Source organism: Aeromonas sp. SG16 (genome assembly GCF_024436135.1).
GTDB classification, from domain to species: domain Bacteria; phylum Pseudomonadota; class Gammaproteobacteria; order Enterobacterales; family Aeromonadaceae; genus Aeromonas; species Aeromonas jandaei.
On the sequence record NZ_JANFNW010000001.1, the window covers coordinates 1,197,599 to 1,222,684 of the forward strand.

Sequence of the window (25,086 nt, forward strand, 5' to 3'; positions counted from 1 at the left end):
GAAAAAAACGAGGGAGCCCAAGGCTCCCTCGCATACCCCGTTCAGGGGGCCGGATAGACATAGGGTGCTTGCAACCCGAGCGGGAAGCCAAGCGCCCAGTAGAGCAGCAGGAAGATGGTCCAGCTTACCAGGAAGGCCAGCGAGTAAGGCAGCATCATGGAGACCAGAGTGCCGATCCCGGTGCTCTTCACATACTGCTGGCAATAGACCACCACCAGCGGGAAGAAGACCATCAACGGGGTGATGATATTGGAAGCGGAATCACCGACACGGTATGCCGCCTGGGTCAGCTCGGGGGAGATCCCGACAGCCATCAGCATCGGCACCAGAATGGGGCTGATCAGCGCCCACTTGGCGGATGCCGACCCCACCACCAGATTGACGGTCGCGGTCAGCAGGATCATCCCGACAATAGTGATTTCACCGGGCAGCGCCAGTGCATGGAGCACCTCGGCACCGGAAAGGGCCAGCAGGGTGCCCAGATTGGAATCGCCAAACGCCTTGATAAAGAGCGCGCAGAAGAAGGCCATCACCATGTAGGAGCCCATCTTGTTCATGGTGGCCGACATGGCGTCGATCACATCCTTGCCACTCTTGAAGTTGCCCGCCACGAAGCCGTAGACAATCCCGGGCAGGATAAAGAGCAGGAAGATGAGCGGCACGATGGATTTCATCACGGGGGCGGCAAAAGTGGTCAGCGAACCATCGGCAGCACGCAGCGGTGAATCGCTCGGGGAGAGCGCCAGCGCCAGCAGCACGATGGCAGCCAGCATGGCAAAACCGGCCCAGTTGAAAGCTCGGCTCTCCTGAGCGGTGTAGCGGCCCATCTCGTCGGCACTCTCCAGATCGTCGTTGAGCGCGACATGCTTGAGACGGGGCTCTACCACCTTCTCGGTGACAAACCAGCCGACGCAGATGATCAACAGGGAGGATGCACCGGTAAAGATGATGTTGCACAGGGTATTGACCATGTACTCCGGGTCAAGGATCTGGGCAGCAGACTGGGTAAAGCCCTGCAGCAAGGCATCGCCACCGGATGGCAGGAAGTTGGCGGCAAAACCGCCTGAAACACCGGCAAACGCGGCAGCGATACCCGCCAGCGGATGACGACCTGCGGCGTGGAAGATGATGCCACCGATGGGGATCACCAGCACATAACCCGCATCCGCTGCGGTATGACTGACGATGGCCACCAGGATCAACATGGGGGTGAGGAAACGGGCCGGGGTCACTTTCAGCAACTTTTTCAGGCCGGTATTGATGAAACCTGATTGCTCTGCCACCCCTACCCCCAGCATGGCCACCAGCACGATGCCTAACGGGGCAAAGCCGGTAAAGGTCGTGACCATGGTGGAGAGAAACTCGGCCAGACCGGCGCCAGTCAGCAGGTTGTTGACCACTACCGCTTCGCCAGTACGGGGATTGACCAGATCAAACTGGAATTGGGACAACACCCAGGAGCCGACCCAGACGATCAGCAGGGCGTAGAGAAACAGCATGGCGGGGTCGGGTAACTTGTTCCCAGCTTTCTCGACACCATTGAGGAAACGGTTCAGCCAGCCACTGGGTGGGCTGGCCGGATGGGCCTTGGTTGCAGCATGACTCATTATTGCGGTACTCCTTCCCTAAAAAGAGGCCGCATGCTAGCAATCCTTAGCGTTCACACCTATGACGCACTGCAAAGAATTGATTAATTCTGATTAATTAAATCAATATAAAATGCCAAATTGTGGCCTGACGCACATTCGCTATCCTGCCATTCAAATGCTGACCAGTGGATAACGCCCTACCGGACACTCGACCACAAAGCGGCTCTCCTCGACTTGCGCCACCGTCAGCGGCTTGCTGAAGAGATAGCCCTGGAACACATGGCACCCCTGAGTCTGCAGTGCATCAAGCTCATGTGGCTCCTCTACCCCTTCGGCCATGATGCCGAGACCAAGGCTGGTGGCCATGGCGGCTGTCGCCCGGATCACCGGTAGATTGAGCCCGACCACAAAGGAGCGATCCAGCTTGATGGTGTCGATAGGCAGCCGATTAAGGTAGGCCAGTGACGAGTAGCCAGTGCCGAAGTCGTCGATGGCGATATTGATTCCCTGATCGCTCAAGGCATCCAGAATACCGAGACACCCCTTCATATCGAGCATCAATACGGTTTCGGTCAGCTCCAGAGTCAGGAGCGATGCCTCAACGCCATACAGCTCAAGCTGCTGACGCACCTGCACCGGCAACGAGGAAGAGAGCTGGAAACCGGAGAGGTTCACCGAAACAGGCACTCGCTTGCCAAACTGCTTTTCCCACTGCGCCACCTGAGCCAGTGCGGTGCCAAGCACCCAGCTGCCGATCTCGCGGATCAGACCCATCTCCTCGGCCAGCGGAATAAACTCCACAGGCGAGACATGACCCAGTATCGGGTTGTACCAGCGCAGCAGCGCTTCGTAGCCAATCAGCGAGCCTTTTGCTGTATCCACCTGCGGCTGGTAACAGAGACTCAGCTCCTGTCGGCCAATTGCCTTGGCCAGGAACTGCTTGAGGTTCAACTTGCGCTGCAGGGTCTGCTGCATGCTGGGAGTAAAACGCTGCCAGCGCAACCGTCCCATCTGCTTGGCCTGATACATGGCCATATCGGCCCGGGTGATCAGGTTGTCACCGTCATCCGCGTCATCGGGATAGATGGCAATACCGATACTGCCGCCAATGGTCACTTCCGGCAGGCCGCTCAGTTGCAGCGGGCGCGTCATCTGGGAGAGCATCTGATCGGCGATTTCCTGAGCCCTTTCACCGTTGCTGCCAAGCGGTACCAGCGCAGTAAACTCGTCTCCACCAAGGCGCGCCAACTCCACATCTCGCGGGCAAATCTGCTTGAGGCGACCGGCGACCCGCTCCAGCAGGCGATCGCCCGCCTTGTGGCCGTAGTTGTCGTTGACCAGCTTGAAGTTATCCAGATCCATGAAGACCAGCGCGAAACGCTCACCCAGGCCGCAATAAGCCTCGAGGGATTTCATCAAGCCATAGCGGTTGAGCAATCCGGTCAACGAGTCGTGCCAGGCAAGGTGGCGATGCTCCAGCTCTTCGAGTTTGCGATCGGTGATATCCCGCATTGTGAGCAGGATCCGCGCCCCTTGCTGGATATAACGGAACTGATACTGGAACCAGCGCATCCCCTTGAGGGTACGGCACTCTCCCTCGGTCACCACCTCATCAAGACGGGACAGCTTCTGGTAAAAGCCGCCATCCTTGTTGGCAAAAACCTGGGAGAGCTGGGTGATCCGGTGACCAAAGCACATCTCAAAGTGGTAATTGCCACTCTCGAACGCCCCTTTGCTGTCAAACAGACAGGCCAGGGTATCGCCAGTCGCCAGAGAAGATTCCTGATAGAGGGTATCCGAGTCGAGCACCGCCTCGGTCATCATCATCAAACGCCCCGCGATCTGCACCCCGGAAAGACGCAGATAAATCTGCTTTTTTATCCCCTTTGGCGAGAGGGTCCACCACTCGTTGTAGCTGCGCCCCAGCTGAAAATCGCCGAGATAACGCTGCAACAGCAGATCGATGGCGGTTGCCATATCGGCAGAAAAATCCCGCGCACACAACTCGTCGAGAGAGGCCGCCTCCCACACCAAGAGTGCGGCACGGTTTGCCCAGAAAATATGGTGATGCTCGATGTCATACACCCAGATCGGTGTATGCAGCACGTCCATGGTTTTCAGTAACCGTTCATCAAGCGTATTCATCTGGTTAATGTCATTCATGCGGAAGGGTCACTGGCCACCGGAAAACGGATCACGCAAGCTGCTACAGGCAGAATGCAAGATGCAAATATCTCTCGACTCGTATCTCACTAACCTGGTCAAGAGCAGGAAAACCATTTCATATATCGACGACAGAGCTGCATATCTTGAATTACCGGCAATGACGCAATCCGAAGCTCACTCTGTCAAAAAACATTGTCTGCTCGATTTTTATCTTTTTTTCTCAGATAAAACAAGCACTAAGAGTTGCTCACTCGAGACCATATAGGTCAATTTTTCAATTCAATACAATATCTTTACTATCAATAAACTAATCAAAAACAATAACTCTCGCTCTACTCTGCGATAAAACTTTCATTAATTAACCAAGCGGATGGTTAAACAGACAAAAAGACGCCAGCATGTTCAAAAATGAAGCAAGAATGGTAAAATGTCGGTTCATAAATTCAGGTGATGCTTGAAAAGAGACAAAACTGCGAATATATGACCTGGCTCACATTTTCTTGCGACGGAAAATAGCCGACCAGAGGGAGCGATCATCCCCTCTGTCACCCACCGGTTGCAGTTTCTGGCAAGAGATAACGGCTGTTTTGCAGATCAGCACATCCTTGTATCGCCAATCAGCACCCAACGAAACTAACCTCTCCTGCCCGGACCAACAGCCGGCCTTCACACTACCTATAAGTGAGTAACAAGATAGTATCAATAGAAATCGAACCCAGATCAATTAAACGCTGAATTACGCTTGCCAACCCTGAATGCTCTTTTTAAGGTGGCCCCCTTGTTACACCAAGAACAGCGTTTATGAAGCACATCGAAGAGTTCTACCTGTTCGTCAAGGTGGTGCAAGAGGGAGGTTTCTCCCACGCCGCAGCCGCACTGGGCATGCCAACAGGCACCATCAGTCGACGCATATCCCAGCTTGAAGAGCATCTGGGATGTTCCCTGCTACACCGCTCGACCCGCAAACTTCGAATGACCGACGAGGGGCTACGCTACTATGAGCGCCTCTGCACCCCGCTTGGCGAAATCGAACAGGCCACCGGCGAGATCCGGGGCAAAGAGGCCGACATCTCCGGCATTATCCGGATTGCGGCGCCCATCGCCCTCTCCAATACCATCCTGATCGATATGCTGGCCGAGTTCGGGTTGCACTATCCCGCGGTGCAATTCGAGATCTCCCAGACCAACGATCACCAGCACCTGTTCGATAACGACCGGGATCTGGTTTTCTTCAACGGTGAGCTGCCCCAATCACTGCCCAATGCGCGCTGTCTTGGCCACATCGAGTACGGCCTGTTTGCCTCGCCACTCTATCTGGCTAAAAAAGGGACACCAGCTCACCCCAATCAGCTGGAAGAGCACGATCTCATCTACTGCTGGCCTCACCAGCACTGGCAACTGACCGACAAAGAGGGGCAGCTTGTCTGCATCAAACGGGGGGCCAAGCTGGCGGTTAACCAGACCCAGGCTGCCGTACGTGCCGCCAGACGCCACCTCGGGATCGTCAACGCTCCGCTCCACTACGTGCATAGCTTCTTGCAGGATGAGCAGTTGCGCCCCGTGCTGCCCGACTGGCAAACCGGCAATCGCCCCTTCTACATGCTCTGCTGCCAGCACCAGTTCGCCCCGTTGCGTGTTAAGATGTTTGCTGAATTTGTTGAAAAATATTCTGCGCGCTATCGCAACAGACAGTGGGACAATCAATTTTCACAAGGTGATACCCTCACCCATTGCATCTGACCGTTAGCGGGCCACACTTAATAGCACTCCTTGCCAACAGAGCCTGCCTAACACCATGAATGTATTGATCTGTGATGACTCCGGGTTCGCCCGCAAACAGTTGGCGCGGGCCCTCCCCGCCGACTGGAAAGTCGACTTGCACTATGCAGCCAATGGTCTCGAAGGGATCGAGCAGGTGCTGATGGGCCATGGTGACCTCATCTTTCTCGACCTCACCATGCCGGAAATGGATGGTTATGGCGTGCTGGAGACGCTCCAGCGGGAAGGGCTGCGCAACAAGGTGATTGTCGTCTCAGGCGACATCCAGCCAGAGGCCTATCAACGGGTGATGGGACTGGGTGCACTCGATTTCATCAAGAAGCCCGCGGCCCCCGAAACCCTGCTTGCCCTGCTCAAACAGCACGGTTTCTGGAGCGCAGAGCCAAGCAACACGGCCACAACGGCTGCGGCGCCAACCGGTGGCGTGGTCGCCGATGCAGGCGTCAAGATCACTCCGGAGATCCGCGACGTCTATCAGGAGCTGGCCAACGTCTCCATGGGCCAGGCCGCGGACCTGCTGGCCCGGCTGCTCAACGCCTTCGTGGTATTGCCGATCCCCAACGTCAACGTGCTGGAAGTATCAGAGTTGCATATGGCCCTCTCTGCCGCAGCCGACTCGGATACTCTCTCCGCCGTCTGTCAGGGCTTTATCGGAGCGGGGATCGCCGGCGAAGCGCTGATCCTGTTCCATGACTCCAGCTTCAAAGATTTGGCCAAGCTGATGAACCATCAGGGAATGCTGGATCGCACTGCTGAGCTGGAGCTGCTGATGGATACCGCCAACGTGCTGATCGGTGCCTTCCTGCGCGGCTACGCCAACCAGCTCGACACCCCCTTCAGTCAGGGCCATCCGGTGGTTCTCGGCCAGCACAGGCCCATCAACGAGCTCATCAACACCAACAAGAGTCGCTGGCGCCGCACGCTCGCTATCGAGATCAACTACCGGATCCAGGATTACGCAGTACAGTGTGACCTGCTGCTGCTGTTTACCGAAGATTCCATCGCCACCATGAACAACAAAATCATGCACATGCTCTAGGAGTGACTATGGAGATCCGCGAATTTCACTGGTTGATGAACATAGTCCAGAACCTGGACGTCGGACTGGTGGTGCTCGACAAGGAGTACAAGGTTCAGGTGTGGAACGGCTTTATGGAGAGCCACAGCGGACGGCTGGCTGGCGAAGTCCGCGATGGCGTGCTGTTCGACCTATTCCCCGATGTGGATCGGGCCTGGTTCGAGCGCAAGGCCAATATGGTGTTCAAGCTGAACAACCGCGCCTTCAGCACCTGGGAACAGAAACCCTATCTGCTGCGCTTCTCCAACTACCGCCCCATCACCGGCTCGGCCCCCCATATGTTCCAGAATCTGACTCTGGTGCCACTCGCCGATTTCGGTGGTCAGGTGACCCACATCGCGGTGATGATCTACGATGCCACTGATGAAGCCATGCTGATGAGCGGCCAGCGGCAGGCTTGAGCGTGCGACTAACAAAACAGGGCGCCGTGGCGCCCTGTTTTATTTCGATATAAACAAGTCTCGCTATAAACGAGAGTCTGTATCACCAAGCGCTATTAACGTGCCCCGAGATACTCGGTAAAGGCGTCGATAACCTCTTCGATATCGTCGTCATTGATCTGCAGATGGGTCACCAGCCGCAGCTCGCCATAACCGGAGAAGAGAATGCCCCGCTCCTTCATAAAAGCGAGCAGCTGTGCCGGCTCCCCTTTGGCAAGGCGCAGAAATACCATGTTGCTCTGTACCAGCGAGAGATCGAGCTCGATGCCCGGCAGCGCAGCCAACCCTTCGGCCAACCGTTTAGCTCGGCGATGATCATCGGCCAGGCGCGCAACATGTTGCTCGAGGGCAAACAGGCCTGCTTGTGCCAGCATCCCCGCCTGACGCATGCCACCACCTACCATTTTGCGCAGACGACGCGCCCGGGCGATAAAGTCACGATCACCGACCAGCAGAGATCCCACCGGCGCACCCAGCCCCTTGGAAAGACAAATCGAGATGCTGTCAAACGGCGCGGCAATAACCTCCGCCGGGGTATCGCTGGCAACGGCTGCATTGAACAGCCGGGCCCCGTCGAGATGCAGTTTCAGACCATGCTTGGCAACGAAGGCTCCCATCTCTTGCAGGTAGGAGAGTGGCAGCACCTTGCCGTTATGGGTGTTCTCAAGACAGATAAGGCGAGTCTGGACAAAATGTGCATCGTCTGGCGCCAGTGCAGCCTTGATGTCGTCGAAGGCCAGGGTGCCATCACGTTGCATGGGCAGCGGTTGCAGCGCCACAGAGCCGAGCACCGCACTCCCCTGCGCTTCAAACCGGTAGATATGGGCGCCAGCACCAAGAATGGCGCCTTCACCGCGCTGGCAATGGCTCATGACCGCCAGCAGATTGGACATGGTTCCCGATGGCACAAACAGAGCAGCCTGCTTGCCAAGCAACTTGGCCCCATATGCTTCCAGCGCATTGACGCTCGGATCTTCGCCGTAAACATCGTCACCGACTTCGGCATGGAGCATGGCCTGACGCATGGCATCAGTCGGCTGGGTAACCGTATCACTTCGTAAATCGATATAGCGCATGAGATCCCTCCTGAAACAGGAGAGTGACGTTAGCCATGGCCCCCCTGTTTGGCAAGGGGAGAGGCCGGATTATGTGAGGTAAACGGGGGCACAGATAGCCATGCAACTCCCTTTACCAGGGGAGTTGCTGACCATTGAGATCCAGTAGCTGACCCGATTGAGACAAAGACAGGCCATCGATCAGGTTGAGCAGCTTGCTCGCCACCTTGGCAGGATCCTGCAGCTGGTCTGCAGGCAGTTCAGCCAGAAAGGGAGCATTCATCGGAGAGTCCATCAAGCCGGGCGCGACCGCAATCACCCCCGCCTGTGCAAAACGCTCCGCCCACTCAAGTGCAAGGGTCTTCACCCCCATATCGAGCGCCGCCTTGCTCATCCGATAGCTGTAGCGCCCCCCTGACTCGTTGGCACTGATAGAGCCCGCCAGATCCGAGATAGCACAGAGCCAGACCTTGTGATCATCCTTCATCATCCGGCTCAGACGCGCCGCCAAAGCCAGCGTCGGCCAGGCATTGGCCAGCAGGCTGTCACACAACCACTTGGGCACTACCTCCTCCACCCGTCGCTCCGGCATGGAGCGGGCATCATGGAGCAGTCCTATGGTGTTGATGACGACGGAGGGGAGCGGATCCACATCATAGGTTGTAAACAGCGCATCAAACGAGATGACGTCAACCTCCTGCAGCGGGAAAAAGGATCCGACAGGAAGCCCTTTTGGATAGTCGCGCCCAGCCAGCAGAAAAGTCTCATCCCTTGCCATCAGCTCTCTTGCCAGCGCCGAGCCAAGCGCACCGCTTCCGAGGATCAGATAACTCATCGCCATTCCCTGGTTCATGAATTTGTTTAGAGCGTATCAGAATAATCGCGGCCCGTGACCCGGCCTGAACACCGCTCGTTAACCCACCTAAGCTTCTCCGATGTGCCGACCAAACTCGCGGGCCAGCGCCAGATCGAGAAACCCGTCCCCCTTTTTATGGGTGCGCAAAAACTGGTAGTAGGCGAGCAGGATCACCAGCGCCTCCTCATCCGGCAGCACGACCTCGGGTTGCTGCTCCTGGAGCAGTTGCTGCGCCGCCCCGAGCGCCTCTCTATCCACAACCTCAGCCTGTCGATAGAGATAACCGCAGCCGGTTGCCAGCCATTCGAGCGAACAGTTGGCCCCCATCGCAATCTGGTTGGCCCGCGCCAACCCGGGCTCGGCCCCTTTCAGGTATTTGCGGATCAGCGCCTCGCTCAATCCTACCTTGCGGGCAAAGGCGCTGATACTCCCCTCTCCGATGAGACTCTGCAGCCGCTCGGCAAACCCATCCATCTATCACTCTCCAATCAGAACTAAAGTACGAACCGTGCCAACCCACATTATTGCTTTGCCAGCGACATGGGGCCAAGATGCCGGCAGTCGCAATTTATCTTTCTGACCTTTCAAGGAGTCAACCATGTCTGTATCCCGCGTCAGTCTGCATCCGCAAGGCCCCACCTTCTCCCGCATCATCATGGGGTACTGGCGCCTGATGGAGTGGCATCTCACCCCGGCAGCCCTGCTCGATCTGATGAAATACCATCTGGATCTGGGAGTTACCACTGTCGATCACGCCGACATCTACGGTGGCTACCAGTGCGAGGAGGCCTTTGGCAACGCTCTGCGTCTTGAGCCTTCCCTGCGCGACCGGATGGAGATCGTCACCAAGTGCGGTATCGCCCTCACCGCCAAACCGCAGCACGCTCTCAACCACTACAACACCGGCAAGGCCCATATCATCGCCAGTGCCGACGCCTCGCTGCACAAGCTCGGCACCGACTATCTGGATCTGCTGCTGATCCACCGTCCGGATCCCCTGATGAACGCCGATGAGGTAGCCGATGCCTTCATCACCCTGAAACAGGCTGGCAAGATCAAGCATGCCGGGGTCTCCAACTTCACCGCGCGTCAGTTTGAACTGCTGCAATCTCGCCTCCCCTTCCCGCTGGTAACCAACCAGCTAGAGATCTCGCCGCTACATCAGGAGGGGACGCTCGATGGCACTCTGGACCAGTGCCAACAGCTCAATATCAAACCGATGGCATGGTCATGCCTGGGCGGTGGCCGGCTGTTCAACGATCACGCTTGCGAGCAGCTGCGGGCTGAGCTTGAGCGGATCCGCGCAGAAGTAGGAGCCCAGACCATCGAACAGGTGGTCTATGCCTGGGTCATGATGCTGCCAAGCCAGCCGCTGCCGCTCATCGGTTCAGGTAAGCGGGAACGGATTGCTGCCGCCGTTGCATCGGAGTCCATCAAACTTGATCGTCAACAGTGGTTCCGCATCCGCAAGGCTGCGCTCAGTTACGACGTCCCCTGATCCGGGCGAAAACCACCGGAAACAAAAACGGCATGGGGATAACCCATGCCGTTTGGCATTACTGAGGCACCTTAGCGATGGCGCTGCTGAGGGCGGCCACGGGGGGCATCTGTCTTCGGTTTGGCCTGGTTGACCGTTACGGTGCGCCCACCAACTTCAGTGCCATGCAGGCCCGCAATCGCCTTTTCAGCGTCAGCGTTGGCCGGCATTTCAATGAAACCAAACCCCTTTGACTGGCCTGTATCGCGGTCGATGATGATATCAACCTTGTCGACCTGTCCAAACTGGCTGAACAGAGTTTTCAGTTCGTCGGCCGTCATGCGGTACGACAGATTACCTACGTAAATCTTCATGCCATCCACTCTCGATTCAAGGTGCCTTCTCTATGCAATCACCAGCATAACGGTAAGGGCACAACCCCTATGCCAGCCCTGCCATGGCTTCATGCCGTGGCTCTCTCCACACTGTTTTCAAGTGATTGATCTCTTGGGTGAACAGCGCAGACAAGATCAATTCGAGTCACTGGCAGTATCCGAGCTTTACCGGGAATTGTCGAGAAAATAGTCTGTTCAGGCTGGCTGCAACGCCGCCAGCTGCCGCAGCAGAGCGCGGCGGCCATGCCAGGCCCGTTTAAACCCGAAGCGATAGACAGAGGGGCTGACCAGATGCAGCTCACCCGCCTTGAGATCCAGCAGTGCCATGGCAGCGGCAAGTTCAGGCTCGCTCAGCTGCAGATCCAGACTGAAATCGAGCCACTGGCCATCGTGGCCTACCCGCCGATCCTGCTCGAGAGCAACCAGCTGGCTGCGCGGCACCGCCAACGCCTCGTTCTTGTTGCCATTGAGCAGATAGATGTGAACTTCATCCCAACCAAGCTCTGCCAGCCGCCACGGTTGCCAGCTACGCGGCAGGGCCACCATCAGCGCTATGATGCCGCCAAAGAGGGTACCGACCCAGTTGAGCAGCGCCATCCCCTCCCGACCATCCCACAAGGAGACCGCAACCACGCTCCAGCTCACCAGCAACAGCAGAAAAATGACGCAGCGATAGCGGAGTGCCGGCGGCATCAGCAGTTGTACCTGCTTGTTGGCCAGCAAGGATGTAATAGGCATGAAAAGCTCCTGTCATCACGAAATGGCGTCATTGTGAATAGCCCTAGCGCGGCTGACAAGGGGCTTTTCTTTGTCATCCTCCTATAAAATCAATACCATGGCGTAAATGATTCTCAGTGGAACCTGCTCCTTGCTCAGCTCGCAACCCTGTGTACGCTTTTGTGGCGTCAACAAATTCTACGGCGACTTTCAGGCCCTCAATCAGATTGACCTCACCATAGAGCGGGGAGATAAGTGGGTGATCTGCGGCCCCTCGGGCTCCGGCAAATCGACCCTGATCCGCACCATCAACGGACTGGAGGGGATCGATAGCGGCCAGCTATCCCTCTTTGGCGAACCGGTAAGCCCCGCCTATGTGCGCCGCCTCAAGGGGCGGGTCGGCATGGTATTTCAGCAATTCAACCTCTTTCCCCATATGACGGTGCTGGAAAACCTGATGGTGGCGCCGGTGCATACCCTGGGATTGTCGCCACAGGCAGCGCGGGAGAGGGCGCTCGTCTTGCTCGAGCGGGTACGCATTCAGGCACAGGCTGACAAATACCCCCACCAGCTCTCCGGCGGTCAGCAACAACGCGTCGCCATCGCCCGCTCTCTCTGCATGCAGCCTGAGTTAATGCTGTTCGACGAGCCCACCTCCGCCCTCGATCCCGAGATGATCCGCGAAGTGCTGGATGTGATCCGCGAGCTGGCGGACGAAGGCATGACCCTGATCTGCGTCACCCACGAGATGGGCTTTGCCCGCCAGGTGGCCGATCGGGTCATTTTTATGGACGAGGGGCGGATCATCGAATCGGCCCCACCCGCCCAGCTGTTTGGCAACCCGGCCCAGCCGCGAACCAGAGCCTTTCTGGAGCAGGTGCTCAGCTACCATGACTAACGCAAAACCCGTGCGGCTGCTCGGCTGGCTCTGTGGCACTCTTGTGCTCTCTCTGCTGCTCGGCTGGAGCATATATAGCGGTGCGCAAGCGATGGGATATGAGTGGCAGTGGCCACGCGTGCTGCCTTTTTTAGGCGAATGGGATGAGGGAACATTTTATGCCGGCCCCCTGCTAAACGGCTTGCTGGTGACCTTGCTGGTCGCGCTGCTCAGTTTGCTCGGTACGCTGGTGGTCGGGATCTGCGTGGTGAGTCTGCGTCTGCTCCCCTCCCGCCTTGGGCCACTGCTTGCCATCGCCTATTTGGGTTTGGTGCGAACCACACCACAGCTGGTGCAACTCTATATTCTCTACTTCCTGCTCGGCCCCATGCTGGGGCTGGCGCCACTGACCTGCGCAGTGCTGAGCCTCTCTCTCTATCAGGGCGCCTTCACCGCCGAAGTGCTGCGGGCGGGGATCAAGGCGATCCCCCAAGGCCAGTGGGAGGCGGCACGTACCCTCGGCCTGTCGCGGGCCATTACCCTGCGCAAGGTGATCCTGCCACAGCTGGTGCGCATCACGCTGCCGCCCCTCACCAACGAGCTGGTATCGCTGATCAAACATTCGGCACTGGTCAGCGTCATCGCCATCTTCGATCTCACCAACGAAGGGCGTACTCTGGTGGCCGATACATTTCTGACTTTCGAGATATGGTTCACCGTAGCCGCCCTCTATTTGCTGTTAACGCTGACCCTCTCCGGTTGTGCCCGGCTGCTCGCCCGGCATCTGGATCCGGAACAACAAGGACGCCAATCATGACGATTTCCATCAAAACCGCGCTATCGGGTGCCGCCCTGCTGCTGGCGACCCTTTTGACACCGGCACATGCAGACACGGCCCCTTCAGCTACCCAGGCCCGGATCGAGCAGAGCGGCACCCTGCGGGTCGGCATGTCCACCTTCGCCCCCTGGGCGATGCGAGACAAGCAAGGGGCGCTGATCGGCTTTGAGATCGATGTTGCCCGGCGCCTCGCCACCGATCTCGGCTGGCAAGTGGAGTTTGTACCCACCGCCTGGGATGGCATCATCCCCTCCCTGCTGGCGAAAAAGTACGACGTCATCATCGGTGGCCTCACCATTACCCCGGAGCGGGAGAAGAGCGTGCGCTTCACTCACCCCTATTCCCACTCGGGCGTCCAGCTGGCCGCCTCCAACACGCTGGCCAAAGAGAAGAAAACCATTGCCGACTTCAACCAGCGCGGGGTGATCCTGGCGGTACGCCGGGGCGCATCGCCAGTACAGGTGGCCAAGGCCAACTTCCCCAAGGCAACCCTGCGCCAGTTTGACGATGAATCTCAGGTATTTCAGGAAGTGTTGAACGGTCGCGCCCACGGCGCTCTCTCCTCCTCGCCAAAACCGGAGCAGGAGACGCTGCGCCACCCCGATGCCCTGTTCATGCCGTTTGCCAAGCAGCTGGCTCAGGGCGATGAGGGGTTTGCCCTGCGCAAGGGGGATGACGCGCTGGCCGAACAGTTCAACGAGTGGATCGCCGCCCGTCAGGCCGATGGCTGGCTCAAGGCCCGTCACGACTACTGGTTCAAGTCGCTGGCATGGGAATCACAGGTCGCCAACCCCTGATGCAACGTTTGATAAGCCGAACTCTCAAACGATTCTGCTGGCTGGACGGAGTCATAGTGCTGCTGTTGGCTCTGGCGGGACTCTGGCTGGCCAGCCGCATCCACATCGGGGTCGCCTATGAGTGGCACTGGCACGATGCCTTCGCGCTGCTCTTTACGCATGGCCCCCATGGCGAGATGCCCTACTTTTTCAGCGGTCTGCTTACTACCTTGCGTATCGCGCTGCTTGGCATGGTGCTGGCGCTGCTGCTCGGCACTGCGCTGGGCGTGGCGGCGTTCAGTCGCCGCCCGTTTCTGGTGCTGCCAGCCACCCTCTTTATCCAGCTCATCCGCAATCTGCCACCGCTGGTCTTTATCTTCATCTTCTACTTCTTTATCGCCAACCAACTGCTGCCTGCGAGCGGTCTCTCGAGCTGGCTCGGCAACATCTCAATTCCCACCTGGCTGGAAGTGCTGTTTGGCCCGCCCGCTCGCTGGGAGAACCTCATCTCCGGTACCCTCTGCGTCGGCATGATCAGCGCAGCCTTCGTTGCAGAGATCGTCCGAGCCGGTCTTGCCGCCATCCCCAAAGGACAGTGGGAAGCGGCCCACAGCCTCGGGTTATCCCCCTGGGTGCGGTTGCGCCATGTGATTCTGCCGCAGGCGATGTTGCTGATGTTGCCTCCCCTCACCGGCCAACTCATCGCACTGGTGAAGGATACGGCCATTGTTTCGCTGATTTCGGTGCAGGAGCTCACCTTCGTCGGTACCGAGATGGCCAACTCGAGCGGGCTGGTTTACGAGATCTGGCTGCTGGTGGCGGCTGCCTATTTGTTGATATGTTTGAGTCTGTTTATTCTGCTCAGCCGACTCGAAGCAAGACAAGGAGCACGCAAATGCTGACGTCCCTGTTACTGGCTACTGTGTTGCAAGCCGAAGCGATCGGCGGATACACCGCAGGCTGCCTCAAAAACGGAATGGCACTGCCGCTGGAGGGCCCTGGCTATCAGGTGATCCGCACCAAGCGGCTACGTTACTACGGCCATCCCGATCTCATCCACTATCTGCAGACACTGGCCAACCAGACCCGGATGGCCGGATTGCCGGATCTCTACATCGCCGATCTGGCGATGGCCCATGGTGGCCCCTTTACCACCGGCCATCGCAGCCACCAGACCGGCCTTGATGCCGATATCTGGTTTCGCATGGCCAACCGCCCCATCAGCAGATGGGAGCAGGATGCGCCCAAGGAGTGGGCGCTCATCGACGAACCCAGCTACAAGATGCTGCCGGGCCGCTTCGGCCCGGAGCAACTCACCCTGTTGCGGCTGGCGGCCAGCAAACCCGAAGTGGCCCGCATCTTTGTCAATCCGGTCATCAAGTCGGCAGTCTGCCAGCAGGCTGATGATGAACCCTGGGTTGCCAAGCTTCGCCCCTGGGTTGGCCACTTCAGCCATTTTCACGTGAGGCTGCGCTGCCCGGCGGGAAGTCCTGATTGCGAGCAGCAAGCACCTATTCCCCCCGGTAACGGCTGCGGAGCCGAGCTGGCCTCCTGGCTGAAAGACAAACCACAGCTGCCCAAGGTGTCCAGTATCAACAAGATGCCTGTGCTGCCCGCGCGTTGTCGCAACTGACCCCAAGCTGTTATGGTGGTTCCCTGTTTCGCAAGCCATTAATGATGGAGAACGACAAGATGGCCATATCAATCTGGCGTAAAGCCACGCAGAGCCTGCTGACTCTGACCCTGCTGCTGGGCCTGACCGGCTGCGGCATGAACAACATCCCGACGCTGGATGAGCAGGTCAAGGCCACGTGGGGACAGGTTGAAAACCAGTACCAGCGCCGGGCAGATCTCATCCCCAATCTGGTAGCAACCGTAAAAGGTTATGCCAGCCATGAACAGGAGACCCTGAAGGCGGTCACCGATGCCCGCGCCCGGGTTGGCAGCCTGCAGGTGAGCGACCCGGCCCAGCTCAAGGAGTTTGAAGCGGCGCAGAATCAGCTCACCAGCGCCCTCTCCCGTCTGATGGTGGTAGTGGAACGTTATCCTGAGCTCAAGGCGGATCAACAGTTCCTCACCCTGCAGGCCCAGCTGGAAGGGACGGAGAACCGTATCGCCGTAGCCCGCCGTGACTATATCGAGGCGGTGCGCCAGTTCAACACCGAGATCCGCACCTTCCCCGGAGTGATCTGGCACAAGATGCTCTACTCAGATCTGGAGGCAAAACCCAGCTTCAGTGCCAAATCCGGAGCGGATGAAGCGCCCAAGGTGAGCTTCCAATGAACATGATGCTGCGCTGGTTGCTTCCCTGTCTGCTGCTCTGGGCCAGTGCCCTGCAAGCGGCGCCGGACTTCCCGACGCTGAGCGGGCGGGTGGTGGATGAAGCCAGTCTGATGTCCCGCAAACAGGCCCACCAGCTGACCCAGCAGCTGGCCGCTTTTGAAAAGCGCAGCGGCATCCAGTTGGTGGTGGTCTCCGTCGACAGCTTGCAGGGCGAGACCATCGAAGAGTATGGCTATCAGCTGGGCCGGCACTGGGGGATCGGGCAGAAGGGCAAGGACAACGGCGCCCTGCTGCTCATCGCTCAGGACGAGCGCAAAGTTCGCATCGAAGTAGGCTATGGGCTGGAAGGTGATCTGCCCGATGCCATTGCCGCCGACATCATTCAGACCCGGATCCTGCCTGCGTTCAAACGGGGTGACATGGTGGCAGGGGTCGTTGCCGGCAGTCAGGCCATCATGCAGGCGCTGGGTGGCCAGTATCAGCCGACCGACAACGCCAGCAAGGAGGACAAACTCGGTGGCCCCTGGTTATTCATCCTGATGGTAATTGCGATGATCGTGCTCCATAACCTGCGGGGCGGCGGTGGTGGCCCGGGCGGGCGACGTCGTTCGGCCTACATGGCAGGGGGATTTGGAGCTGGCTCCTTTGGCAACCGCTCTGGCGGTGGCTTCAGCGGCGGTGGCGGCAGTTTTGGAGGCGGTGGAGCCTCCGGTGGTTGGTAACAGGGATTAAGAGACGACAACATGATTTCCAAACAGTTTTATCACACGCTTCAGGCCAGGGTCAGACAAGCCGAACAGGCCACGGATGCCGAACTGGTGACCGTGCTGGCCCCGGCCAGCGATGGATATCGCTATATTCCCACCCTCTGGGCCGCTCTGTTGGCCATGCTGACCCCGCTGCTGGTATTCCAGCTCGGCTTCTGGCTCGGCTGGTACGAGATCCTGCTGGTGCAGTGGTCGGTCTGGCTGCTGCTGAGCCTGCTGTTCCATTGGACCCCTATCAAGATGCGGCTGATCCCGAAACAGGTACGCCAGCACAGGGCCGCCCTGATGGCTCGCCTGCAATTTGTCGAGCAGGGGCTGCACCGCACCCGCGATCGTCTGGGGGTACTCATTTTTGTCTCGGCTGCCGAGCACTATGTCGAGATCCTGGTGGATGACGGCATTGCCCAGCATATCGATAACAGCCAGTGGCAGGAGATCATCAACGACTTCGTGATGCGGGTACGCAACAACGAGATCGAGCAAGGTTTTCTGGAGTGTGTTGAGCGCACCAGCGCCATTCTGACCGACGCCTTCCCTGCAACTCGTGACCAGAACGAGCTGCCGGACAGCCTGATCATCCTCGACAAGCCCTGAATCGGATTAAAAAAACGGCTTTCTGTTCAAGGGTTAGGCACTCTAGAAAGATTATGAAAAATAAGGGGAAAAATGGTTGACCCGCCCAGCCATTTCCCCTAAATTACGCCCCGTTCCAGCGCAACAGCGCAGCGAACGAAAATTTGGTGAGGTGTCCGAGTGGCTGAAGGAGCACGCCTGGAAAGTGTGTATACGGCAACGTATCGAGGGTTCGAATCCCTCCCTCACCGCCAAATTTAGAAAAGCCGACCTCAGGGTCGGCTTTTTGCTTTTCTACTGCTTGCCTGCTCCATCTTCCCTATTATTTATCCTGCACTGCCTGCTTTTTAAGCGCCCTCGATATCCATGCCATGCAGACTTGGCCAGAGCTCTAATTTATTGCTCGCAGATTGGATATCATTTTGAAAAACTGATACTTAAATAGCTAAACTAGCCATTATCAACATTCAGGGATGTGTAAAAAATGAGCTTAATCGGCTTGGTGCTGGCGTTGATCGCCATCTTGGGCGGTAACATGATCGAGGGCGGCCATCCCAGTGCGCTACTTGACCTGCCCGCCTTTCTTATCGTAATCGGCGGTACCATCGGCGCCGCACTGACCCAGTTTCCCTTCTCCGTAGTAGGTAACAGCCTGAAACGGTTCAAATGGCTGCTTGCGCCCCTCAAACTCGACATGCTGGAACAGGCCCAGCTGCTCGAAACGCTGGCAGGCAATGCCCGGCGCAGCGGCATGCTGGCGCTTGAGGGGATGATTGAAGAGATTAAGGATCCCTTTTTGAAAAAAGGGGTACAGATGATGGTCGATGGCTACGAGAAGACCAAGATCCATGAGGTGCTGGAAAACGAGATCGAATTTGAACAGGAAGATCTCGAGCAAACCGTCAAATTCTATGAAGCCATGGGGGGCTACTGCCCGACCATGGGGATCGTGGGTGCGGTATTCGGCCTCATCCACGCAATGGGCTTGCTGGATGCTCCGGACAAACTCGGTGGTGCCATCGCGGTAGCCTTTATCGCAACCATCTACGGGGTATCAGCCGCCAACCTCATCTTTTTACCATTTGGTAACCGCTACAAGGCGTTTGCTCACCAGATCCGCCACTACAAGGAGATGACCCTCACCGGTATTCTCTGCATCGTGGATGGCGAGTCTCAAGCAAGACTGCAAGTAACCCTCGAACCCTATCTGGGAGGTCATGGTGGCCAAAAAGAAAAAGGCTGAAGCACCAGAGAACCACGAACGCTGGCTGGTCTCCTATGCCGACTTCATGACTCTGCTATTTGCCCTGTTCGTGGTGCTCTACTCCTTTGCGATGGCCAAACAATCCGAGACCCGGGTGCTGATCCAGGGCTTTATCGAGTCGCTGGGTAAAATTGGTCTGGTCTCCCCTCCTGCAGGTTCACCTGTCATGCAGGGGGGGACAGGCATCCTCGAGCCGGAATCCAAAACCACACCGAGCAGCCCGAAGAAAGAGACGGTGCTGGAGAAGGATGCTCCGATGGCGGCATCTGACCCGTTCAACGAGACCATAGGTGCCTCGGAGAAGCCGAGTGCCACCGAATCTTGGCCACACAAGACCAAAGAGCAGGAGTGGGTTCAGGTCACCAAGAAGAAACTTGAGCAGCAACTCAAGGCACAGATTGAATCCAAGGATCTGGAAGTCGAGCAGCTTGGCAGTCAGCTGGTGATCCGCATCGGTGAGAAGGCGCTCTTCCCGGCCGACTCGGCATTTCTGCAGCCCCAGTTTGTACCGCTGGTCAACAAGATATCGGGCATTCTTGCCGATATTCCGGGGGCCATAGTCGTCACTGGTCACACCGATGATTCACAGGCTCCGGTAGAGCTCTACCGCAACAACTGGGAACTGTCAGTACTGCGCGCCTCCGCGATAGTGCAGACACTGCTTGGCAATCCCAAACTGGATGCCAAGCGGGTTATTGCCCAGGGCGTAGCTGATACCCAGCCACGCTATGCCAATGACACCGCAGATCATCGGCAAGCCAACCGCCGGGTCGAGATCACCCTCTCTCAAGGTAAAGCCGCCGAACAGGCTCTTCCCCTGCTCAAACCCTGAGTGATAACCCCCTCCGCATAAAACCACCGCCCTGACTTAACACAGGGCGGCGGGTAACCCCTTTCAAAAAGCACAGACATATAGCCACTTATTCGAAATGGCTATTCCAGACAGAAATGCAGCCACTTGTCGCTGGATAATAATCAACCTTCTAAAGCTCAAATTTCAGACATGCCATCTGATCTGACCAGCGTCAATTACATACATTTTTCTCAATAAAATTGAGCTCCGTAACAAAATTTAATTTCCACTTAACCGATTAATAATTAATCCATAAAAATGACATGTAAATCAGTACTAAAGTGTCATAATGCGTGACATCATTGTTACACCGCATGATTAATTCGGTTAGGGAAAACCTCTATGTTTGCTGATATTGCTGTTCAACATTGGGCTTTTGCCATTTACGTCATTGCAGCTATTTGCCTCTGCCTGGGGATGATCGGCCTTGCGGCCGTGCTGGGTGGCCGTGCTCATGGCCGCACCAAAAACAAACCCTTCGAATCGGGCGTTGACTCGGTCGGCAGTGCCCGGCTGCGTTTTTCCGCCAAGTTCTATCTGGTCGCCATGTTCTTCGTCATCTTCGATGTCGAGGCACTCTATCTGTTCGCCTGGTCAGTTTCCGTTCGCGAAAGCGGCTGGGTCGGTTTCATTGAAGCCACCATTTTCATCGGTCTGCTGTTGATCGGTCTGGTCTACCTCTGGCGCATCGGTGCGCTGGAGTGGTCGCCGCGCAAACCGCAGCTGAACAACAAAAACAGTGACTGAATCACAGACCCTTTCCTTGAGGTTGCACCATGAAGTACACCCTTACCCGGATAGACCCGGATGCACCGGTTGAACGCTATCCCCAGGAGCAGAGCCAAACCGTCGATGACCCTCTGATGCAGCAAGCCGAGCGCGGCATCCTGATGGGACGGGTCGAGGAGGTGTTGCAAAATGCCGTCAACTGGGGTCGCAAGAACTCCCTGTGGCCCTACAACTTCGGTATCTCCTGCTGCTACGTGGAGATGTGTACCGCCTTCACCTCACCCCACGATGTGGCCCGCTTCGGGGCCGAAGTTATCCGAGCCTCTCCCCGTCAGGCCGATTTCATGGTGATTGCCGGAACTCCGTTCATCAAGATGGCCCCCGTCATCCAGCGTCTCTATGAGCAGTTGCTCGAGCCCAAATGGGTGATCTCGATGGGTGCCTGTGCCAACTCCGGCGGTATGTACGACATCTACTCAGTGGTTCAGGGCGTCGACAAGTTCCTGCCGGTCGATGTTTACATTCCGGGTTGCCCGCCCCGTCCCGAAGCCTTTTTGCAAGCCCTGATGCTGCTGCAAGACTCTATCGGCAAGGAGCGTCGCCCCCTCTCCTGGGTGGTTGGCGATCAGGGGATCTACCGTCCCGAGATGCCGGCCGAGAAGGACCGCAAGCGCGGCGAGAGGATCGATGTGACCAACCTGCGCACGCCGGATGAGATCTGACCATGAAACTGACTCGCGATTTTCCCAGCAATTATGCAATGGCCCAGTGGCAACCCACCGATCATAAGGATGCCAAGGTCATTGGCGAACTATTCGCCCATTTCGGGGCGCAGCATTTCACCGTGCAGACTACCCGTACCGGCGTGCCTGTCGTCTGGCTTGCCCGGGAGCTGCTGCTCGATGTCATGAACTTTCTGCGCAAGGTGCCCTCCCCGTTCGTGATGCTCTTCGATCTGAGTGCGACTGACGAACGGCTGCGCACCCACCGTGAAGGTCTGCCGCAAAGCGACTTCACTGTTTTCTATCACCTCATCTCCATCGACCGTAACGCCGATGTGATGCTGAAGGTGCCGCTTGCCGAAAGCGATCTGCACCTGCCGACCGTCACCGGCCACTTCCCCAATGCCAACTGGTATGAACGGGAAGTGTGGGATCTGCTGGGTATCACCTTTGATGGTCACCCCCACCTGACCCGTATCATGATGCCCAAGAGCTGGCAGGGGCACCCGCTGCGCAAGGATTATCCCGCGCGCGCCACCGAATTTGATCCCTTCATGCTCGATGCGGCCAAGCAGGACATGGAGCAGGAGAACCTGCTGTTCAAACCGGAAGAGTGGGGTCTGGCACGTGGTAACGAGAACGAGGACTACATGTTCCTCAACCTCGGTCCCAACCACCCCTCGGCTCACGGCGCCTTCCGTCTGGTACTGCAACTCGATGGCGAGGAGATCCGTAACTGTGTGCCCGATATCGGTTACCACCATCGCGGTGCCGAGAAGATGGGCGAGCGTCAGTCCTGGCACAGCTACATTCCCTATACTGACCGGGTCGAGTATCTGGGCGGGGTGATGAACAACCTTCCCTACGTGCTGGCGGTCGAGAAGCTGGCCGGTATCAAGGTGCCCCAGCGGGTCGACATGATCCGGGTGATGATGGCGGAGCTGTTCCGTATCCAGAGCCACCTGTTGTTCCTCGGTACCTATATTCAGGACGTGGGGGCCATGACCCCGGTCTTCTTCACCTTTACCGACCGCCAGAAGATCTACACCATCATCGAAGCGATCACCGGCGCCCGAATGCATCCGGCCTGGTTCCGCATCGGCGGTGTTGCCCACGACCTGCCCAACGGATGGCAACGTCTGATCCAGGACAACCTGCTGAGCTGGCTGCCCAAGCGGCTGATGGACTACGAGAAAGCCGCGATGCGCAACAGCATTCTGCGTGGTCGTACTATCGGGGTCTCCGCCTACACCACCGAACAGGCACTAGCCTGGGGCACTACAGGTGCAGGCTTGCGCGCCACCGGCCTCAACTTCGACGTGCGCAAGTGGCGTCCCTACTCCGGTTACGATCAGTTCGACTTCGAAGTACCGGTCGGCAGCAACGGCGATGCGTATGATCGCGCCACCGTTCGCATCGAGGAGATCCGCCAAAGCCTCTCCATCATTGAGCAGTGCATGAAGAACATGCCGGAGGGCCCGTTCAAGGCGGATCACCCGCTGACCACTCCACCGCCCAAAGAGCGCACGCTGCAGCACATCGAGACCCTGATCAACCACTTCCTGCAAGTGTCTTGGGGCCCGGTCATGCCGGCAGCCGAGTCGTTCCAGATGATTGAGGCGACCAAGGGGGTCAACAGTTACTACCTGACCAGCGATGGCTCAACCATGAGCTACCGGACCCGGATCCGCACCCCGAGCTTTGCTCACCTGCAACAGATCCCCTCGGTGATCAAAGGCAGCATGGTGTCGGATCTCATCGTCTATCTGGGCAGTATCGATTTCGTTATGTCGGATGTGGACCGTTAACTCATCACGGGTTGCTCGCCAAGGCGAGTGACCCGCAATGACGAGACAACAGGACTCGCAGTAAAAGGACAAGCCACAAAAGGTCAAGTCATGAGCCAGCAATGTCAGTGTCACAATAATCAGACCCCGCAGGGGCAAGGGGCTTGCAGCAGCAAACGGGACGACTTTGTCCTGAGTCAGGCTGAACGCGACGCCATCGAGCATGAGAAACACCATTACGAAGATCCCCGTGCTGCCAGCATCGAAGCGCTCAAGATAGTGCAGCAGGCCCGTGGCTGGGTGCCTGACGGCGCCATTTCAGCGATTGCCACCGAACTTGGCATTCCCGCCAGCGACGTGGAGGGGGTTGCCACCTTCTATAGCCAGATCTTCCGTCAGCCGGTAGGGCGCCATGTCATCCGCGTTTGCGACAGCATGGTCTGCTACATCAACGGTCACGAAGAGCTGCTGGCTGGCCTCAAGGAGGTGATGAACCTCGCTCCCGGCCAGACCACAGCCGATGGCCGCTTCACCCTGTTGCCGGTCTGCTGCCTTGGCAACTGCGACAAGGGGCCGGCCATCATGATCGATGACGACACCTATGGCGGGCTCGACCCCGTTACCTTGCTGAAAACCCTGGAGGCATACCCATGAGCCTGCAGCAGAGCAAGATCCTCACCTCCTTTGGCACCGCCAACCGCACCCCGCGTGCGGCCGAGACCCATCCGCTCACCTGGCGGCTGCGTGACGACGGCCAGCCGGTATGGCTGGAGGAGTATCAGGCCAAGCAGGGTTATGAAGCGGTGCGCAAAGCGCTCGGCCAGATGAGTCCGGACGAGATCGTCAGCACCGTCAAGGATGCCGGTCTCAAGGGGCGTGGCGGCGCGGGCTTCCCCACAGGCGTGAAATGGGGGCTGATGCCCAAAGACGAGAGCATGAACATCCGTTACCTGCTCTGCAACGCCGACGAGATGGAGCCCAACACCTGGAAAGACCGTCTGCTGATGGAGCAACTGCCCCACCTGCTGATCGAAGGGATGATCATCTCGGCCCGGGCGCTGAAAGCCTATCGCGGTTATATCTTCCTGCGCGGCGAGTATGTCGATGCCGCCATCAACCTGCGTCGTGCGGTAGAGGAGGCAAAAGCCGCCGGTTTGCTTGGCAAAAATATTCTGGGCTCGGGTTTTGATTTCGAGCTGTTTGTTCACACTGGCGCCGGTCGCTACATCTGTGGCGAAGAGACGGCACTGATCAACTCGCTGGAAGGGCGACGTGCCAACCCGCGCGCCAAGCCCCCCTTTCCCGCCGTTTCCGGCGTCTGGGGTAAACCCACCTGCGTCAACAACGTCGAGACTCTCTGCAACGTGCCCGCCATTATCGGCAACGGGGTGGCCTGGTATCACGGGCTGGCCCTGCCGGGCTCTGAAGACCATGGAACCAAGCTGATGGGCTTCTCCGGCAAGGTAAACAACCCCGGGGTGTGGGAGCTGCCGTTTGGCATCACCGCCCGCGAGCTGTTTGAAAACTATGCCGGCGGCATGAAGAGCGGCTATCGCCTGAAAGCCTGGCAACCGGGCGGCGCGGGAACCGGTTTCTTGCTGCCTGAGCACCTCGATGCCCAGATGTACACCGCGGGTATCGGCAAGGTCGGCACCCGGATGGGAACCGGTCTCGCCATGGCGGTGGATGACTCCATCAGCATGGTCTCCCTGCTGCGCAACATGGAGGAGTTCTTCGCCCGCGAGTCATGTGGCTGGTGTACGCCCTGTCGCGATGGCCTGCCCTGGAGCGTCAAGCTGCTGCGCGCGCTGGAACGTGGCGAGGGGCAATCCGGCGATCTGGCTACGCTGGAGCAGCTCTGCAATTTCCTGGGCCCGGGTAAAACCTTCTGCGCCCATGCTCCGGGCGCCGTCGAACCGCTTGCCAGCGCGATCAAGTATTTCCGCTCCGAATTCGAAGCGGGGATCAAGGGCAGCGGCGATAACCGCAAGCCGGTCAAAGGGATCCAGCCCAATCTCTTGGGTGAACGCTGGTAAACGCCAAGCGCATCAGACAATAGCCGAAT

Annotated in this window: 26 protein-coding genes and 1 tRNA gene; 20 read left to right on the forward strand and 7 right to left on the reverse strand. The window is 57.9% G+C overall.

Annotation, left to right across the window (positions count from 1 at the left end; all coding sequences use genetic code 11):
- Positions 1-41: 41 nt before the first annotated feature.
- Positions 42-1,607 carry an AbgT family transporter gene (locus NOM67_RS05390; protein ID WP_156852593.1) on the reverse strand — a complete coding sequence of 522 codons (1,566 nt, stop codon included), beginning with the start codon at positions 1,605-1,607 and terminating at the stop codon, positions 42-44.
- A gap of 153 nt (positions 1,608-1,760) precedes the next feature.
- Positions 1,761-3,701, reverse strand: coding sequence for a bifunctional diguanylate cyclase/phosphodiesterase (locus tag NOM67_RS05395; RefSeq protein ID WP_156852996.1), 1,941 nt, complete (start codon positions 3,699-3,701; stop codon positions 1,761-1,763).
- 855 nt (positions 3,702-4,556) lie between these two features.
- Here NOM67_RS05395 and NOM67_RS05400 point away from each other — a divergent pair.
- From NOM67_RS05400 to NOM67_RS05410, 3 genes are read left to right on the forward strand one after another with little or no spacing between them, the layout of a single operon-like run.
- Positions 4,557-5,495 (forward strand): LysR family transcriptional regulator, encoded by a 939-nt coding sequence (locus NOM67_RS05400; protein WP_041207450.1) that lies wholly within the window; start codon positions 4,557-4,559, stop codon positions 5,493-5,495.
- A 55-nt stretch (positions 5,496-5,550) separates the two neighbouring features.
- On the forward strand, positions 5,551-6,573 hold the full coding sequence (locus tag NOM67_RS05405) for a response regulator (protein ID WP_071910602.1): 1,023 nt from the start codon (positions 5,551-5,553) through the stop codon (positions 6,571-6,573).
- Between the two features lie 8 nt (positions 6,574-6,581).
- A complete protein-coding gene (locus tag NOM67_RS05410; protein ID WP_033114543.1) occupies positions 6,582-7,013 on the forward strand; it encodes a PAS domain-containing protein in 432 nt (143 codons plus the stop codon).
- Positions 7,014-7,108: 95 nt separating this feature from the next.
- On the opposite strand, the gene ltaE is transcribed toward NOM67_RS05410, so the two are convergent.
- The 3 genes from ltaE to NOM67_RS05425 form a co-directional block, all read right to left on the reverse strand.
- Positions 7,109-8,128 (reverse strand): low-specificity L-threonine aldolase, encoded by a 1,020-nt coding sequence (gene ltaE, locus NOM67_RS05415; protein ID WP_071910604.1) that lies wholly within the window; start codon positions 8,126-8,128, stop codon positions 7,109-7,111.
- 112 nt (positions 8,129-8,240) lie between these two features.
- Positions 8,241-8,942: an SDR family oxidoreductase gene (locus NOM67_RS05420; protein WP_071910696.1), complete on the reverse strand. Its 702-nt coding sequence runs from the start codon at positions 8,940-8,942 to the stop codon at positions 8,241-8,243.
- 87 nt (positions 8,943-9,029) lie between these two features.
- Complete coding sequence (locus tag NOM67_RS05425; protein ID WP_071910606.1) at positions 9,030-9,437, reverse strand: transcriptional regulator; 408 nt, start codon at positions 9,435-9,437, stop codon at positions 9,030-9,032.
- Between the two features lie 124 nt (positions 9,438-9,561).
- On the opposite strand from NOM67_RS05425, the gene NOM67_RS05430 reads away from it, so the two are divergent.
- Positions 9,562-10,461 (forward strand): aldo/keto reductase family oxidoreductase, encoded by a 900-nt coding sequence (locus tag NOM67_RS05430; protein ID WP_255934455.1) that lies wholly within the window; start codon positions 9,562-9,564, stop codon positions 10,459-10,461.
- 71 nt (positions 10,462-10,532) lie between these two features.
- Here the strand turns inward: NOM67_RS05430 and NOM67_RS05435 are convergent, their stop codons facing one another.
- The gene (locus tag NOM67_RS05435; RefSeq protein ID WP_071910610.1) at positions 10,533-10,814 is read right to left on the reverse strand and encodes an RNA-binding protein; all 282 of its coding nucleotides are present in this window, start codon (positions 10,812-10,814) and stop codon (positions 10,533-10,535) included.
- Between the two features lie 216 nt (positions 10,815-11,030).
- Positions 11,031-11,573 carry a hypothetical protein gene (locus NOM67_RS05440; RefSeq protein ID WP_255934458.1) on the reverse strand — a complete coding sequence of 181 codons (543 nt, stop codon included), beginning with the start codon at positions 11,571-11,573 and terminating at the stop codon, positions 11,031-11,033.
- Positions 11,574-11,679: 106 nt separating this feature from the next.
- Here NOM67_RS05440 and NOM67_RS05445 point away from each other — a divergent pair, with 106 nt between their 5' ends.
- From NOM67_RS05445 to nuoF, 16 genes are all read left to right on the forward strand, one after another.
- A complete protein-coding gene (locus NOM67_RS05445; RefSeq protein WP_255934460.1) occupies positions 11,680-12,450 on the forward strand; it encodes an amino acid ABC transporter ATP-binding protein in 771 nt (256 codons plus the stop codon).
- The gene (locus NOM67_RS05450; RefSeq protein ID WP_255934462.1) at positions 12,443-13,246 is read left to right on the forward strand and encodes an amino acid ABC transporter permease; all 804 of its coding nucleotides are present in this window, start codon (positions 12,443-12,445) and stop codon (positions 13,244-13,246) included. Before NOM67_RS05445 ends, NOM67_RS05450 begins: the two co-directional genes overlap by 8 nt.
- A complete protein-coding gene (locus NOM67_RS05455; protein WP_255934464.1) occupies positions 13,243-14,064 on the forward strand; it encodes a transporter substrate-binding domain-containing protein in 822 nt (273 codons plus the stop codon). The genes NOM67_RS05450 and NOM67_RS05455 overlap by 4 nt, the downstream gene beginning before the upstream one ends.
- A complete protein-coding gene (locus NOM67_RS05460; RefSeq protein WP_255934466.1) occupies positions 14,064-14,945 on the forward strand; it encodes an amino acid ABC transporter permease in 882 nt (293 codons plus the stop codon). Before NOM67_RS05455 ends, NOM67_RS05460 begins: the two co-directional genes overlap by 1 nt.
- Complete coding sequence (mepA, locus tag NOM67_RS05465; RefSeq protein ID WP_255934468.1) at positions 14,939-15,676, forward strand: penicillin-insensitive murein endopeptidase; 738 nt, start codon at positions 14,939-14,941, stop codon at positions 15,674-15,676. The genes NOM67_RS05460 and mepA overlap by 7 nt, the downstream gene beginning before the upstream one ends.
- A 44-nt stretch (positions 15,677-15,720) precedes the next feature.
- A complete protein-coding gene (locus NOM67_RS05470; protein ID WP_255935148.1) occupies positions 15,721-16,326 on the forward strand; it encodes a LemA family protein in 606 nt (201 codons plus the stop codon).
- A complete protein-coding gene (locus tag NOM67_RS05475) occupies positions 16,323-17,048 on the forward strand; it encodes a YgcG family protein (RefSeq protein ID WP_255934470.1) in 726 nt (241 codons plus the stop codon). Before NOM67_RS05470 ends, NOM67_RS05475 begins: the two co-directional genes overlap by 4 nt.
- A 21-nt stretch (positions 17,049-17,069) precedes the next feature.
- The gene (locus tag NOM67_RS05480) at positions 17,070-17,687 is read left to right on the forward strand and encodes a TPM domain-containing protein (RefSeq protein ID WP_041207438.1); all 618 of its coding nucleotides are present in this window, start codon (positions 17,070-17,072) and stop codon (positions 17,685-17,687) included.
- Between the two features lie 145 nt (positions 17,688-17,832).
- Positions 17,833-17,920: transfer RNA gene (locus tag NOM67_RS05485), tRNA-Ser, on the forward strand.
- A gap of 230 nt (positions 17,921-18,150) precedes the next feature.
- Complete coding sequence (locus NOM67_RS05490; protein WP_033114530.1) at positions 18,151-18,909, forward strand: flagellar motor protein; 759 nt, start codon at positions 18,151-18,153, stop codon at positions 18,907-18,909.
- The gene (locus NOM67_RS05495) at positions 18,884-19,762 is read left to right on the forward strand and encodes a flagellar motor protein MotB (protein ID WP_033114529.1); all 879 of its coding nucleotides are present in this window, start codon (positions 18,884-18,886) and stop codon (positions 19,760-19,762) included. Before NOM67_RS05490 ends, NOM67_RS05495 begins: the two co-directional genes overlap by 26 nt.
- 363 nt (positions 19,763-20,125) lie before the next feature.
- Entirely contained in the window at positions 20,126-20,530 is a 405-nt protein-coding gene (locus tag NOM67_RS05500) for an NADH-quinone oxidoreductase subunit A (RefSeq protein WP_033114528.1), read from the forward strand.
- A gap of 29 nt (positions 20,531-20,559) precedes the next feature.
- Positions 20,560-21,234, forward strand: coding sequence for an NADH-quinone oxidoreductase subunit B family protein (locus NOM67_RS05505; protein WP_033114527.1), 675 nt, complete (start codon positions 20,560-20,562; stop codon positions 21,232-21,234).
- A 2-nt stretch (positions 21,235-21,236) separates the two neighbouring features.
- Entirely contained in the window at positions 21,237-23,042 is a 1,806-nt protein-coding gene (gene nuoC / locus NOM67_RS05510; RefSeq protein ID WP_043851480.1) for an NADH-quinone oxidoreductase subunit C/D, read from the forward strand.
- Between the two features lie 90 nt (positions 23,043-23,132).
- Positions 23,133-23,675 (forward strand): NADH-quinone oxidoreductase subunit NuoE, encoded by a 543-nt coding sequence (gene nuoE, locus NOM67_RS05515; protein ID WP_071910629.1) that lies wholly within the window; start codon positions 23,133-23,135, stop codon positions 23,673-23,675.
- Positions 23,672-25,057, forward strand: coding sequence for an NADH-quinone oxidoreductase subunit NuoF (gene nuoF / locus NOM67_RS05520; RefSeq protein WP_042033539.1), 1,386 nt, complete (start codon positions 23,672-23,674; stop codon positions 25,055-25,057). Before nuoE ends, nuoF begins: the two co-directional genes overlap by 4 nt.
- Positions 25,058-25,086: the final 29 nt, after the last annotated feature.